The following is a 13,604-nucleotide window of genomic DNA, read 5'->3' on the forward strand; positions in this document are numbered from 1 at the left end:
CAGCGTGGCACCGTTCCAGACGGTCTCCGCCCGCTCGCAGGGGCTCCAGGAGTCATTCGGCGCAACCCGGCGCGCTACCCCCTTGCCGGGACATCCGATCGAAAGACGTATCCCAGTTTTGGCTACTTTCACCGACCTTGGTGTGCCCAAGGCCCTTTCCGCCGTCCTCGCCCAGCAGGGCATCGAGCAGGCGTTCCCCATCCAGGAGAAGACCCTCCCCGACTCGCTGGCCGGCCGTGACGTGCTCGGCCGCGGCAAGACCGGCTCGGGCAAGACCGTGGCGTTCGCGCTGCCGCTCGTGTCCCGGCTCGCCGGGCTGAGCGGCAACGGTGCCCGGGCGGCCCGCCGCGCCAACCGGCCCACCGGTCTGGTCCTGGCCCCGACCCGCGAGCTGGCCACCCAGATCGACCGCGCGATCGCCCCGCTGGCCGAGGCCGCCGGGCAGACGACCACCGTCATCTTCGGCGGGGTCTCCCAGCGCAACCAGGAGAAGGCGCTCGCCAAGGGCGCCGACATCGTCATCGCCTGCCCCGGCCGGCTCGAGGACCTGCTCAAGCAGAACGTCCTCACGCTCGACGACGTCCGCGTGACGGTCATCGACGAGGCCGACCACATGGCCGACATGGGCTTCCTGCCCGTGGTGACCCGCATCCTCAAGCGCACCCCCCAGGGCGGGCAGCGGCTGCTGTTCTCGGCGACCCTCGACGGCGGCGTGGACAAGCTCGTCAAGCAGTTCCTGTCCAACCCGGTCAAGCACTCCGTGGACGCCCCCCAGGCCTCGGTGTCCACCATGGACCACCACGTGCTCGTGGTGGACGCGGACGAGAAGCAGGAGCTCATCGAGGCCCTGGCCTCCGGCACGGGCCGCCGCGTGATGTTCACGCGCACCAAGCACCGCGCCAAGAAGATGGCCCGCAAGCTCAGCCAGATGGGCATCCCGGCCGTGGACCTGCACGGCAACCTGTCCCAGAACGCCCGCGACCGCAACCTGGCCCAGTTCTCCGCCGGTGACGTGCGCGTGCTCGTGGCCACGGACGTGGCCGCGCGAGGCGTGCACGTGGACGAGGTCGAGCTGGTCGTGCACATCGACCCGCCCACCGAGCACAAGTCCTACCTGCACCGCTCCGGGCGCACCGCCCGCGCCGGCGCCTCCGGCTCCGTGGTCACGGTGGCCACCAAGGAGGAGCGCCGCGAGGTCACGCAGCTGATGAAGGCCGCAGGCGTCACCGCGAACTTCGACACCGTGACCGTCGGCTCCCCGGCCGTGGCCGAGCTCGTGGGCGAGCTCGCCGAGAAGGTCGCCTACGTGCCCCAGCCCGTCCAGGCCCAGGGCCGCCCGGCCGGCGGCCAGCGCTCCGGCGGCGGCCGTTCCGGCGGCCGTGGTGGCTCCGGCGGCAACCGCGGCCGCGGTGGGCAGAACCGCTCCGAGCAGCCGCGCAACGCCTCCCGCGACCAGCGCGCCGAGACCGGCCGCGCCGGCTCGCGGCCGGGCAACGGCTCGGCCTCCCGCTCGGCGGCCCCGGCGCGCTCGGCCGCGCCCAGCCGCTCCGCGGCGCCCACGTACTCCACCGAGTCCGCACCGGACCGCGCGACCCAGGCCGCGTCCGCGCGCCGTCGCACCCGCGGCCCGCGCCGCGCGTCCTCCCCGCAGGGCACCGCGACCCGCTGACCCGCGCCGCCCACGAGGGCGCACCCCCTGCTGCTCCGCCTCCCGCGGACCGGCCGGAGGTGTGCCCTCGTGGCCGTTAAGCCCCGGGCCCGAGCGAGCGCAGGAACGCCAGGGTGACGTCCGTGTGGGCGTCCACGTGCACGAAGCCGGGCGCCGGCTCCACGGGCAGCTCCCCGGGGACCACGACCACCGGCATCCCGGCCGCCGCGGCGCTCGCGGCGCCGGTCTGGGAGTCCTCGACCGCCACGCAGCGCGCGGGGTCCACCCCCAGGAGCCGGGCCGCGCGCAGATAGGGCTCCGGGTGCGGCTTCGCGTGCTCGACGTCCTCCTGGGACACGACCACCCGCAGCACCTCGGGGGCCCCCGACGCGGTGCCCCGCGCGACCACGGTCAGCGCGTTGGTCACCACGGCCCCGGGGATGCCGGCCCGCTCCAGCTCGTCCAGCAGCGCGCGCATGCCGGGCAGGAAGGGGACCTCGCCCGTGAGCGAGTCCGCGACCGCCCGGCCGAGCTCCGCGGTGATCGCCTCGACGGTGCCCCCGGCCCCGCGCTCGACCATCAGCCGCGCCGAGGTCGGCACGGTCCGGCCCAGGGTGGCGAGGTCGTCCTCGGTGCTCCACCCGACGCCGTACCGGTCGGCCACCGCCCGCTTGGCCACGGCCCACTGGGGCTCGGAGTTCACGAGGGTGCCGTCGTGGTCGAAGAGGACGGCGGCGGGGAAGTCGGGGGAGCTCACGGGCGGGCCTCCTGGGCGGGGTGGAAGGGCGACGACGGGGAGTGCGGGTCCAGCGAGCGCAGCAGCTCCAGGGTCAGCTCCCGGTGGGAGCCCAGGTGCAGCAGCCCCGGACCGGGCCCGACCGTCTGCTCTCCGGGGACGACGACCGTGGGAATGCCCGCGGCGACCCCGGCGGCCGCACCGGCGGGGGAGTCCTCGACCACCACGCACCGGGCGGGGTCCACCCCGAGCCGGCGCGCCGCCGTGAGGTAGGCGTCCGGGTCCGGCTTGGGGCGCACGCCCTGCGCGTACTCGTCGGTGCCCACGACGACCCGGACGAGGCCCGGCGGGGCCACGGAGGCGGTCTGCCGGGCCAGCGCGGAGCTCGCGTTGGTGACGATCGCCGCGGGGATCCCCGCGGTCGCCAGCTCCTCGAGCAGGTCCCCGATGCCGTCGATGAAGGACAGCTCCGTCCCCTCCAGCACCCGCACGCTGTGCGCGAAGATCGCCCGGAACAGCTCGTCGTCGTCGAGCGGCACCCCGATCCGCTGCATCCGGGCGATCGTCGCGGCCACCGGCCGGCCCAGGGTGTCCTCGGTGTCCTGCGGGGTCCAGATCCGGCCGTGCTCGGCGGCGAGGTCCTGCTTGGCCTCCTCCCACAGCGGCTCGGTGTCGACGAGCGTCCCGTCGTGGTCGAAGAGGACGGCGTGCGGGAAACCGGGGGAGGACATGCGCCCCAGCCTACCGGGACGCGCACGCCCCGGGCCCGTCCCGGACCGGGACCAGAACGCGGACGCGGTCCAGGAGCGCTACAACGAGCAGGACCCCTGCGAGGCCTCCGGGGAGATCGCCCAGGAGCTGCGCGCCACGGCGGACGCCTTCGACGCGGTCGCCGGGGCGCAGTGGGCCCGGACGGGCCGCCGCGGGGACGGCAAGGAGTTCACCGTGGCGGGCTTCGCCGTGTACTTCCGGCACGACGTCGAGCACCACCTGCGCGCCGACGTCCGCGGCCGACCGTCCGGGCTCAGCCCAGGTGCACGGTCCCGTCGTCGTCGATCCGCCAGCCCGGGTTGTGCGCGATCTCCCAGACGACGCCGTTCGGGTCCGCCACGTGCGCGTGGAACACGCCCCCGAACGGCCCCGGCCGCGGACCGGTGAGCACGGTGCCGCCGGCCGCGGCCATCGCGTCGGCGGTCGCGCGCACCTCGGCCTCCCCGGCCACGTTGTGCGCCAGCGTCACGCCCTGCGCCGGGGCCGTCCCCGTCCGGCCCAGGTCCTGGGCGAAGAGCACGGCGTCGAACAGGCCCAGCACGGTCCCGGGGGCCGTCTGGAAGAAGAGGATCTCGCCCGGGACGTCCAGCAGCGGCTCCCAGCCGAGGCCGCGCACGTAGAACCGCCGCGCGGCGTCGAGGTCCGGGGTGGAGAGGGTCACGAAGTGCACGCGCGGGTCCACGGGGGCCTCCTCGGAGTCCGGGGCGCGGCCCGGGACGGGCGCCGCCTCACCAGCCCAGCGTAGACCGCAGCCGCTGCTCGACGTCGGGGGTGAGCGTCGCCCCGTAGCTGGAGGTGACGTGGTCGAGGTCCCGGTAGACGACGACGTTGCCGATCACGGCGGGGCAGACGTCCGCGGTGCACAGCCGGTCGGTGAGGTCCACGGCGTGCAGGCCCTCGTGCCGTGCGGCCACCTCCAGCAGCGGGTTGACCTCCTGGAGGGCCTCGGAGCGGGCCACGTTGCAGCGCGGGTGGTCGGCGCCGTAGGTCTCGACGCACTCGAACATGTCGTAGTCGAAGCGGGGGTTGTCCCGGAACGCGACCACCGGCAGCCCCGCCTCCAGCAGGGGGGCGACACCCTCCTCGTAGCGGTCGACGAGCTCCTCGTGCGGGGCCCCGGCGAGGCTGCGGGTGCCGATGGTGAGCACGGCGTCCGGGGCCTGCGCCAGGGCGGCCTCCCGGGCGGCGGCGTTGAAGGCGTTGCACTCGTCGCCGAGCCCGGGGGAGGGGCCCGCGTACCGGCAGGCCATCCGGAGGTAGCTGATCACCTTCCACCCGTGCCGCTCGGCGGCCCGGGTGATCGGGGTCAGCAGCTGCATCGCGTGGGAGTCGCCGATCACCACGAGCGTCCGCGCCGGGACGGAGCCGTCCGTGGGGCCCACGGCCCAGCAGTCGCCGAGCTCGCCGATGCGGTCCCGGCCGTCCTCGACCGCGCACTCCAGACCCGTCTCGCCCCACTCGGTCTCGCGCTCGGCGTCGGTGGGGACGGGCGGGACCCCCTCCGGGGCCGAGGCCTCACCGCGCAGCACCGCCGCACCCGGGTAGTTCGCCTCGGTCCGCTCGATGCCCTGCTGGTGCGCCGCCCGCACGAGGGCCCCGCTGTGGGCGGCCCCCACGGGCACGGCCACGAGCACCAGGGTGGCGACCAGCCGGGCGAGATCGCCCGCCCCCAGCATCGGACGCCGGGCGGAGGCCCGGACGGTGCGCACGAGCAGGACGGGCAGGCGGGTCAGCGGAGCGGTCAGCCGCGTCAGCAGCAGGGAGCCCGCGAGGATGCCGAGCCCGTGCAGCACCGGCACGTCCTCGCGGATGGCGACCAGCGCGTAGGTGACGAGCAGCGGCCAGTGCCACAGGTAGATGCCGTAGGCGCGGTCCCCGAACCAGATGAGCGGCCGGGCCGCGAGGACCCGGTCGACCCCGCCCCGGGTTCCCGCGGCCAGCGACCCGGCCAGCAGCACGGCCGTGGCGCCCAGGGTGGGCGCCAGGGCCACGGAGCCGGGGAAGCGGGTCTGCGCGTCGATCAGGAACGGGGTCGCCACGACGGCCGCCAGACCCGCCCACCCGAGGCCGGCGGAGAGTGCGCGCCGCGCCGCGCCGGACGGGGCCCCGGCCCGGGGCTGGGCCCCGGCGGCGAGCGCGGCCAGCGACCCGAGGGCGAACTCCCAGACGCGGGTCAGCGAGCTGAAGTAGGCGCCGTCCGGCGTCGCGGCCGTGGCGTGCACCGACCAGGCCAGGGACGCCGCGAAGAGCGCGGCGAACAGACCGCCGGCCAGGACCCGGAAGCGCAGCCCGCTCCGGTGCGCCACCCAGGCGGTGCCGGCCAGCAGCAGCGGCCAGACCAGGAAGACCTGCCCCTGCAGGGACAGCGACCACGTGTGCTGCAACGGGGTGGAGGAGGCGCCCCCGCCGGCGTAGTAGTCGACCGCCTCGGCGGCCAGCACCCAGTTCTGGACGTGGAAGAGCGAGCCCCAGGCGTGGCCCAGGAAGGTGTCCCAGCGGCTGGGCGGGAAGAGCAGCAGCACCGTCGCCAGGACGGCGAGCAGCATCACCGACAGCGGTCCGAGGAGGCGGCTGAAGGTGCGCAGCCAGTACGAGGTCACGGCCAGCGGCCGGCCCTGCTCCACCCGGCGCACGAACGATCCGGTGAGCAGGAAGGCGGAGAGGACGAAGAAGACGTCGACGCCCCCGGAGACGCGGTCGGTCCAGACGTGGAAGGCGACGACGAGCAGCACGGCCACCCCGCGCAGGCCCTGGATCTCGGGGCGCAGGGCCGGGCGTGCGGCGCGCTCCGGTCGGGGCGGCGACGTGCGCTCAGCGGTCAGCAGGGTCAAGAGGGGGCTCCCACCAGGTTCAGGGTCCGCCCCGGTGCGCCGTGCGGATCGGGTTCTCGGCGCTGCCCGCCGGCGCCGGGCGCGCGGGGGACTCCGGCTCAGGGAGGACGGGCCGGGCGATCGCCGAGCCCGTCCGAGGCTAGCGCAGGGACCGCGCCGGGGACAATGGCGACGATCACGGCCCGGCGTGCGAGGAGCACCAGGTCGGGGCGGGAACGCGGCGCTCCGGCGCCCTGCCGCGGCGGCGACGGACTACCCTCGGAAGCAGCGGGGTCGGGTCCCGGCCTGCCCGTGCGGGGCGGCGGACGGACGGGAGGTCACATGGCACAGCACCAGGAGGAGACCGAGCCGGTGGAGTCGCCGTACTACCACCGTGTGGTCACGGTGCCCAACGTGGTCTCCGTGGTGCGCTTCGCGCTCATCGTCCCGGCCGTGCTGGCCGTGCTGGACATCGACGAGCACCCGGTCCGCGCGCTGGTCCTCGTCGCCGTCTTCTGCCTGACCGACTGGGTCGACGGCACCCTCGCCCGTGCCCTGCGGCAGGGCAGCCGGGTCGGCGAGGTCATGGACCCCATCGCGGACCGGCTGGGGACCGTGGCGATCGCCGTGGCCGCGAGCGTCGTCGGGCTGTTCCCGTGGTGGGTCCTCGTGGTCGTCGCGGTGGTGGACGCCGTGGTCGGCGTCGCCACCCTGGTGCGCGGGACCCTGGGCGCCCTGCGGGTCACGGTGGTCGGCAAGGCCAAGACGGCTCTGCTCATGCTCGGGACCGTGCTCGTGCTGGCGGGCCCGGCGTGGTCCAGCCCCGAGGTCACCGACGTGGGCCGGGTGCTCGTGCAGGTCGCGGCCGTCCTGCACGTCCTGGCGGGGATCCAGTACTTCCGCCAGGCCCTCCGCCGCTAGACCTCCAGGGGCGGCAGGGCCAGGTAGGCGTGCCGGGCCGCCCCGATGATCCCCGCCGCGTCGCGCAGCTCGGCGGGCACCACGCGCGTGTCCAGCCGCAGCCGCGGGAGGAACTGCTCGTGCTGGGCCGAGATGGCCCCGCCCACGATGATCAGGTCGGGGGAGAAGAGGAACTCCAGGTGGCTGAAGTACTCCTGGAGGCGTTCGGCGTAGACCGGCCAGTCCAGGCCCTCGCGCTCCCGGGCCAGGGCCGAGGCCCGCACCTCGGCGTCCGCGCCGTGCAGCTCGAGGTGGCCCAGCTCCAGGTTGGGCACCAGCTTCCCGTCCACGATCAGCGCGGAGCCGATCCCGGTGCCCAGGGTGATGATCAGGACGGTGCCGGTGCTCCCGCGGCCGGCGCCGTAGCGGACCTCGGCGAGGCCTGCGGCGTCGGCGTCGTTGATGACCTGCACGGTGCGGCCCAGCCGCTCCGTGAGGAACCGGTGGGCGTCCAGCCCGATCCAGGCGTCGTCGATGTTCGCGGCCGAGCACGCCACGCCCTGGCGCAGGATCATGGGCAGCGCCACCCCCACGCTCGCCTCGGGGTCCGGCGCGCTCGCCGCCTCGGAGAGCTCCGCGACGAGCAGTTCGAGCCGCCCGGCGACGGCGTCCGGGGTGGCGGGATCGGGGGTGGGGTGCTGCAGGACCGGGGTGGTCAGGGTGCCGTCGGCCATGTCCACGGTCGAGTACCTGGTCCGGGTGCCGCCGATGTCCACGCCGATGTGGTGGCGGTGCAGGGTCGACCAGCCGGTCGAGGCGGACGTGGGGGCGGAACGGGGCGGGGGAGGGGCCATCCGGCATCCTAGGGGTCGAGGTGGGAGCACACGGCGGCGACAGGACCTGGCGACCGGCTCGACGCTTCCCGCCGGGTGCGGGCTGTCGTCGTGCCGGCACCCGGCCCATTCTGCCACTGCCCTCCGCGGGGGCGCCCGCGCCGCCCCCGCTCCCGGGCGCGGCCCCTCAGCCGCGGGGCCCGGAACCCGGCGACCGGTCGCGGCCGGGCCGTCCGGCGTCGCCCCGCGAGTCCGCGAGCTCCCAGGAGAACGGGGCGCGGGGGGCGCTCGTGCCCTCGGCCAGCTCGTTCACCGCGCAGGTGATCAGGTCCCGGTGGCCCGGCGGCAGCTGCAGGCACCCGTGCAGGTACGCCTCGACCTCCAGGGTGCCGGCCTCGCCGCCGAGCTCGAAGTACTGCCACCACAGCTGATCCGTCGCCACGCCGGCGTGCTCGGCGGTGCGTCTGGCCAGGCGCGCCTGCACGGCTCCGGCGGTGTCGTCCATGGGGGGCTCCCTGGGGTGTGCTCGCGTCGGAGACGTCCCGGGCCGGGCGCCGCGCTGCGCAGCGGTCCGGGCCGTCTCGGCGGCGATGCGGTGGCACCGCCGCGATCCATCGTCGCGTCCGGTCCCGGGAGCGGCCACCCTGTGCCCGGTGGTCGTGCGTTTTCCGGACCTGCCGTGCTCTCCTCGGACCGCGTCGGTCCCGGTGCCGGCGGTGCGGGGGCGTCGTGGCGGGGCTCGCGACCGCAGCGGCTGCGGTCCGCCGCGGGAGGTCCCCGGCCCCGTGTGCGCTCTCGGGCGGGCCGTGTGCGCGCGGACCGGGGGCAGAACAGGGGGAGCGGGGCGGCCCCCCAGCCTGCCCCGCTCCCTGCTGCTCCCTCGCACGGACCGGTTTCTCGCGGTGCGTCCGGAACTTCCGGATCCGGTCGCACCACCGATCGACGTCGCAGGAGCCGGGGGATGGTCTTTGCCGACCACAGAATCCCCTCGTGAGAAGCAAGAATGGTCGATCCCCGGTGGATCGGCAAGGCCTCCCCTGTGACCCAGTTCACATGCAGACACAAAGGGTTGTCATCGCGAATGCCGCGTTCCCGCGGCACCGCTCAGTGCCCGCCGCTGAGCATCCCGCCCAGGCGCACCCGCATCCGGCGGCTGGCCTGGTTGAGCCCGGCGATCTCCACGTCCTTGCCGTAGTGGGCGTACTTGTCGGTGACCGAGTCCAGGGCCGCGACGGTGGAGGCGTCCCACAGGTGGGAGTCGGAGAGGTCGATGACCACGTGCTGGGGGTCCCCGGCGTAGTCGAACATCGTGTAGAGGTCGTTGGAGGAGGCGAAGAACAGCTCCCCGTGCACGGTGTAGACGGCCGTCTCCCGGCCGTCCCGCTGCTCGAGCTCCCGGTCCACGGTGACGAAGTGGGCGACCCGGCGGGCGAAGGCGACCATGGCGACGAGCACCCCGATGATCACGCCGAGGGCGAGGTTGTGGGTCCACACGGTCACGACCACGGTCGAGAGCATCACCAGGGTCTCGGGGACCGGCATCCGGGCGAGGGTGGCCGGGCGGACCGAGTGCCAGTCGAAGGTCGCCCAGGACACGAAGATCATGATCGCCACCAGCGCGGCCATCGGGATCACCGCCACCACCTGGCCCAGGGTGACGACCAGGATCAGCAGGAACACGCCCGCGAGGAAGGTGGAGATCCGGGTGCGGGCCCCGGACGCCTTGACGTTGATCATGGTCTGGCCGATCATCGCGCAGCCGCCCATGCCGCCGAAGAGGCCCGAGACCACGTTCGCGACGCCCTGGGCCCAGGACTCGCGGGTCTTGTTCGAGCGGGTGTCGGTGATGTCGTCGACGAGCTTGGCCGTCATCAGCGACTCCAGCAGCCCCACGATCGCCATGGTGAAGGCGTACGGGGCGACGATCTCCAGGGTCTCGAGGTTCAGCGGGACGTCGGGGAAGAACAGGGAGGGGAGCGCGTCCGGCAGCTCGCCCTTGTCCCCGACCGTGGGCACCTCGGTGCCGAAGGTGACCACCAGGACGGTGATCACCACGATGGCCACCAGCGGGGCCGGTACCGCACGGCTGACCCGGGGGAAGAGGAAGACGATGGCCAGGCCCAGGAGGGTGAGCGGGTAGACGGCCCAGGGGACGCCGATCAGCTCGGGGACCTGCGAGGTGAAGATCAGGACGGCCAGGGCGTTGACGAAGCCCACCATCACCGAGCGGGGGATGAAGCGCATCAGCCGCGCCGCCCCGATCAGGGCGAGCACCACCTGGAACACCCCGGCCAGGATCACGGCGGCGATGAAGTACTCGATGCCGTGGGAGGCCATCAGCGGGGCGATGACCAGGGCCACCGCGCCGGTGGCGGCCGAGATCATGGCCGGGCGCCCGCCCAGCACCGCGGTGGTCACGGCCATGGTGAAGGAGGCGAAGAGGCCCACCCGCGGATCGACACCGGCGATGATCGAGAACGCGATCGCCTCGGGGATCAGCGCCAGGGCCACCACCAGCCCGGCCAGGACCTCGGTCTTGAGGTGGCGGGGGGAGCGGAGGGTGCGGCGGACGGACTGGCGCTGCTCGGGCGTCGGTGCCGGGGCGGTCCCGGTGGTGGTGCTGGCCAAGTCGAGGCTCCGTTCGTGAGGGCATGAGGGCGTGCGGGCCCTTGGGCGGAGTGCGTGCAGGAGGAGGGCGCGACGTCGCACCCGTTGCCGGGTGGGCCGGCTGCTGCGCCCGTCCAACTCTAACGTGGCGTAAGGGTAGGGTGGCGTGTCCGCGGTCGGAAGAGACCTGTCTCATGCCCGGCCGCGGGGCGCCCGGCGCCCGGTCCGGGGAAGGGCTCACGTGCAGGAGCGGGCCGCGGACGCCGTCACCGGCCGAGCCGCTGCTCCAGAATGGCGATGAACTCGTCCGCCTGGGCCAGCTTCCGGGCCAGCTTGTCCCGCTCGGGGCGAGCCCGCTCCAGGTGGTCCGCGAGCCGCTCCGGGGCGGCGTCCTCGGTGCCGAGCAGCTCCAGCAGCTCCGCCATCTCCTCCAGCGTGAAGCCCAGCGGCTTCATCTGCCGGACGACCAGCAGACGTTCCACGTCCTGCTCCGTGTACACGCGGAACCCGCCCTCCGTGCGGGAGGCCGGCAACAGGCCCACGTCGTCGTAGTGACGGATCGTGCGCAGGGACAGGCCGGTGCGCTCGGCGAGCTCGCCGATCTGCATGGTGCCTCCGCGAACGCGTTGCGGCATGGGGTGACCTCCAGGAAGTGCGGGACAGCCGAGTCTACCAACCCGTCACGAGCGTTCTCCCGGATGCCCGCCCGCGGAGGTCTCGCGGCGCCGTCCCGGCAGGGGGATCCGGTCCAGGTCCTCCGCGGCCAGCACGGCGGTGCCCCGGGCGCGGGCACGGGCCTGCTCGGCGAGCGGCGCGACGTCGGGATAGCGCGACGAGAAGTGGGTGAGGAGCAGCGCCCGGGCGCCCCCGGCGGCGGCGAGCGCCCCGGCCTGGCCGGCGGTGAGGTGGCGGTGCTGCGCGGCGAGAGCGGCGTCGTCGTCGGCGAAGGTGGACTCCGCCACGAGCAGGTCGGCCCCCTCGGCGAGCTCCTCGGCGCCCCGACACGGCGCCGTGTCCATGACGAAGGCGAAGCGCTGGCCGGGCCGGGGAGCGCTCACGTCCTCGAGCCGCACCCCGTGCAGCCGGCCGTCGCGCTGCAGCCGGCCGACGTCCGGGCCGGTGATCCCGGCCGCCGCGAGCCGGTCCGGCAGCGTCGTGCGGCCGTCGGGCTCCACGAGCCGGTAGCCGTAGGTCTCGACGCGGTGGTGCAGGGGGCGCACCTCCAGGCCGGGCGCCACGGCCCCGGAGGAGCCGTGCGGGTGCAGCCGCAGGTCCAGGCCCGGGGTGGCGAGGGAGACGAGCGCCCGGACCACCTCCTCGCCGGAGGCCGGGTAGTGCAGGTGCACCGGGTGCGCCACGCCGTCCAGGACCATGCGCGAGAGCACCCCGGGCAGTCCGTAGCAGTGGTCGCCGTGGACGTGGGTGAGGCAGATCCGCGTCACCTGCGTGGCCGGGACGCCCGCGTGGGTCATCTGCCGCTGCGTTCCCTCCCCGGGGTCGAAGAGCAGGCCCGCTCCGTCCCAGCGCAGCAGGTACCCGTTGTGGTTGCGGGTCCGGGTGGGGACCTGCGAGGCGGTGCCGAGGACGACGAGTTCACGCATGGCACCGAGTGTGCCACCGGGCCGTCCGGGGGCGGGGAGCCCGCCCCCGGACGGTGCGGGAGTCACTGCGGGACGAGGTTGCTCCAGGTGACGGTCCGGGAGCTGTTCGCCGGGACCGGGCCCGGCTGGGCGGCCTCCGGGAGGAGCACCACGAGGGTCCCGAAGGCCCGGGTGGACCAGGGGGAGAGGGCACCCGCCGGGGGCGCGGCCGGGACCGTCCCGGAGCGCTGCATCCGCACCGCGTGGCCCAGGATCAGCAGGCCGACCAGTGCCAGGCCCACGCCCACCCAGGCCGGTGCGCGGTAGCCCCACCCGGCGGTGATCACGGCCCCGCCCAGGAAGGCGCCCATGGCGTTGGCCAGGTTGAACGCCGCGTGGTTCATGGCGGCGGTCAGGGAGGGGGCGTCCTTGGCCTCGCGCAGCAGCCGCATCTGCAGGGACGTGGTGAACACGGACCCCATGATCCCGATCCAGAGCACGCCGAACACGGCGGCGGCGGGCAGGTGGGCGAAGAGCCCGAAGAAGACGAGCGCGACGGCGGAGACGGCACCGGCGCCCAGGGCGGTCTTCTCGATCGAGCGGTCGACGAGCGGGCCCACGATCAGCGAGCCCAGGGTCATGCCCACGCCGAACACGGCCAGCACCCAGGGCACCGCCGAGAGGCCGAGGCCGGTGAGCTCGGTGAGGGTGGGGGAGATGAAGGTGTAGACCGCGAACATCCCGCCGAACCCGACGGTCCCGGCGATGAGGGTCAGCGTCACCTGCGGGCGGCCCAGGGCGCGGACCTCCTGGGCGACCGAGACGCCGCCGCCCTGCTGGGTCCTGGGCACGAAGAGGGCCAGGGCCGTGACGGTCAGCAGCCCGATCAGCACCACCAGGCCGTAGCCGGAACGCCAGCCCAGGGCCCCGCCGAGGGCGGCGGCGAGGGGGACGCCCACGATGTTGGCCACCGTCAGGCCCAGGGCGACGCGCGCCACGGCGGTGCCGCGGCGCTCGCGGGGCACCAGGGAGGAGGCCACGACGGCGGCGACCCCGAAGTAGGCCCCGTGCGGCAGGCCGGAGAGGAAGCGGGCGGCGTAGAGCCAGTCGAGGGAGGGGGCCGCCGCCGAGAGGGCGTTGCCGGCGGTGAACGCCGCCATCAGGCCCAGCAGGAGGGTCTTGCGCTCCACCCGGGAGGTGAGGGTCGTGATCAGCGGCGCGCCGACCACCACGCCGAGGGCGTAGAGCGAGATGGAGTGGGCGAGGGCGGGGATCGAGGCGTCGAAGTCCTCGGCGATGAAGGGCAGCAGGCCCATCGAGGCGAACTCGGTGGTGCCGACGCCGAAGCCGCCGAGGGCGAGGGCGAGGATGGCGAGCCGGGTGCCGGTGGGGCCGGGGGCGTTGATCACCTGGAGCACGGCAGTGCGGGGTGCGGACATGGCGGATCCTTCCGTGTGGAGCTGGAGGGGGAGGAAGGCGCGTCGTCGGGCCGAACTGGATGAGGCTCCGACACTACGGAGAAAGTCGGGCGCACCCAAGGGTTCGGCCGTGTGATCTTGGACAAACAAGCAGAGTTGTGATAGAGGTCGCGTCCTTCGCGGGGTGGGGGTGTCGCCCCGCATCCGGTGTCACCACGGGGAATAGGATCTGGCCGACCAAGGTTGAGTGGAGTAGACTCAGGTTAGCTGAATGAACCGCCCGCAGTCAGTGGCGAGAAGC

Annotated in this window: 12 protein-coding genes; 2 read left to right on the forward strand and 10 right to left on the reverse strand. The window is 74.5% G+C overall.

The window, feature by feature from the left end:
• Positions 1-142 precede the first annotated feature (142 nt).
• Positions 143-1,669, forward strand: coding sequence for a DEAD/DEAH box helicase (locus RE027_RS06255; RefSeq protein ID WP_368807391.1), 1,527 nt, complete (start codon positions 143-145; stop codon positions 1,667-1,669).
• 76 nt (positions 1,670-1,745) lie between these two features.
• On the opposite strand, the gene RE027_RS06260 is transcribed toward RE027_RS06255, so the two are convergent.
• The 4 genes from RE027_RS06260 to RE027_RS06275 all read right to left on the reverse strand — a co-directional run bounded on the left by RE027_RS06260 (position 1,746) and on the right by RE027_RS06275 (position 5,986).
• Positions 1,746-2,405, reverse strand: coding sequence for an HAD family hydrolase (locus tag RE027_RS06260; protein WP_368807392.1), 660 nt, complete (start codon positions 2,403-2,405; stop codon positions 1,746-1,748).
• Positions 2,402-3,115, reverse strand: coding sequence for an HAD family hydrolase (locus tag RE027_RS06265; protein ID WP_368807393.1), 714 nt, complete (start codon positions 3,113-3,115; stop codon positions 2,402-2,404). Before RE027_RS06265 ends, RE027_RS06260 begins: the two co-directional genes overlap by 4 nt.
• Positions 3,116-3,408: 293 nt before the next feature.
• The gene (locus RE027_RS06270; protein WP_368807394.1) at positions 3,409-3,837 is read right to left on the reverse strand and encodes a VOC family protein; all 429 of its coding nucleotides are present in this window, start codon (positions 3,835-3,837) and stop codon (positions 3,409-3,411) included.
• 46 nt (positions 3,838-3,883) lie between these two features.
• Positions 3,884-5,986 carry an acyltransferase family protein gene (locus RE027_RS06275; RefSeq protein ID WP_368807395.1) on the reverse strand — a complete coding sequence of 701 codons (2,103 nt, stop codon included), beginning with the start codon at positions 5,984-5,986 and terminating at the stop codon, positions 3,884-3,886.
• Between the two features lie 321 nt (positions 5,987-6,307).
• Here RE027_RS06275 and RE027_RS06280 point away from each other — a divergent pair, with 321 nt between their 5' ends.
• Entirely contained in the window at positions 6,308-6,886 is a 579-nt protein-coding gene (locus RE027_RS06280) for a CDP-alcohol phosphatidyltransferase family protein (protein WP_368807396.1), read from the forward strand.
• Here the strand turns inward: RE027_RS06280 and ppgK are convergent.
• From ppgK to RE027_RS06310, 6 genes are all read right to left on the reverse strand, one after another.
• Positions 6,883-7,719, reverse strand: coding sequence for a polyphosphate--glucose phosphotransferase (gene ppgK, locus RE027_RS06285; RefSeq protein ID WP_368807397.1), 837 nt, complete (start codon positions 7,717-7,719; stop codon positions 6,883-6,885). The genes RE027_RS06280 and ppgK overlap by 4 nt on opposite strands.
• A gap of 166 nt (positions 7,720-7,885) precedes the next feature.
• Complete coding sequence (locus RE027_RS06290) at positions 7,886-8,203, reverse strand: hypothetical protein (RefSeq protein ID WP_368807398.1); 318 nt, start codon at positions 8,201-8,203, stop codon at positions 7,886-7,888.
• Positions 8,204-8,802: 599 nt separating this feature from the next.
• Positions 8,803-10,326: a SulP family inorganic anion transporter gene (locus tag RE027_RS06295; protein ID WP_368807399.1), complete on the reverse strand. Its 1,524-nt coding sequence runs from the start codon at positions 10,324-10,326 to the stop codon at positions 8,803-8,805.
• A gap of 245 nt (positions 10,327-10,571) precedes the next feature.
• Positions 10,572-10,940: a MerR family transcriptional regulator gene (locus RE027_RS06300; protein WP_368807400.1), complete on the reverse strand. Its 369-nt coding sequence runs from the start codon at positions 10,938-10,940 to the stop codon at positions 10,572-10,574.
• 45 nt (positions 10,941-10,985) lie between these two features.
• Positions 10,986-11,906: a ribonuclease Z gene (locus tag RE027_RS06305; RefSeq protein ID WP_368807401.1), complete on the reverse strand. Its 921-nt coding sequence runs from the start codon at positions 11,904-11,906 to the stop codon at positions 10,986-10,988.
• Between the two features lie 62 nt (positions 11,907-11,968).
• Positions 11,969-13,324 carry an MFS transporter gene (locus RE027_RS06310; RefSeq protein WP_368807402.1) on the reverse strand — a complete coding sequence of 452 codons (1,356 nt, stop codon included), beginning with the start codon at positions 13,322-13,324 and terminating at the stop codon, positions 11,969-11,971.
• Between the last annotated feature and the right edge of the window lie 280 nt (positions 13,325-13,604).

The organism is Kocuria sabuli (assembly GCF_040981185.1).
GTDB classification, from domain to species: Bacteria; Actinomycetota; Actinomycetes; order Actinomycetales; family Micrococcaceae; genus Kocuria; species Kocuria sabuli.

What these genes read in the sequence shown, in the direction of transcription:
- RE027_RS06280 (WP_368807396.1), top strand. Translation starts at nt 6,308, where the DNA reads ATGGCACAGCACCAGGAGGAGACCGAGCCGGTGGAGTCGCCGTACTAC.
- RE027_RS06265 (WP_368807393.1), bottom strand. Translation starts at nt 3,115, where the DNA reads ATGTCCTCCCCCGGTTTCCCGCACGCCGTCCTCTTCGACCACGACGGG.
- RE027_RS06290 (WP_368807398.1), bottom strand. Translation starts at nt 8,203, where the DNA reads ATGGACGACACCGCCGGAGCCGTGCAGGCGCGCCTGGCCAGACGCACC.
- RE027_RS06305 (WP_368807401.1), bottom strand. Translation starts at nt 11,906, where the DNA reads ATGCGTGAACTCGTCGTCCTCGGCACCGCCTCGCAGGTCCCCACCCGG.
- ppgK (WP_368807397.1), bottom strand. Translation starts at nt 7,719, where the DNA reads ATGGCCCCTCCCCCGCCCCGTTCCGCCCCCACGTCCGCCTCGACCGGC.
- RE027_RS06300 (WP_368807400.1), bottom strand. Translation starts at nt 10,940, where the DNA reads ATGCCGCAACGCGTTCGCGGAGGCACCATGCAGATCGGCGAGCTCGCC.
- RE027_RS06310 (WP_368807402.1), bottom strand. Translation starts at nt 13,324, where the DNA reads ATGTCCGCACCCCGCACTGCCGTGCTCCAGGTGATCAACGCCCCCGGC.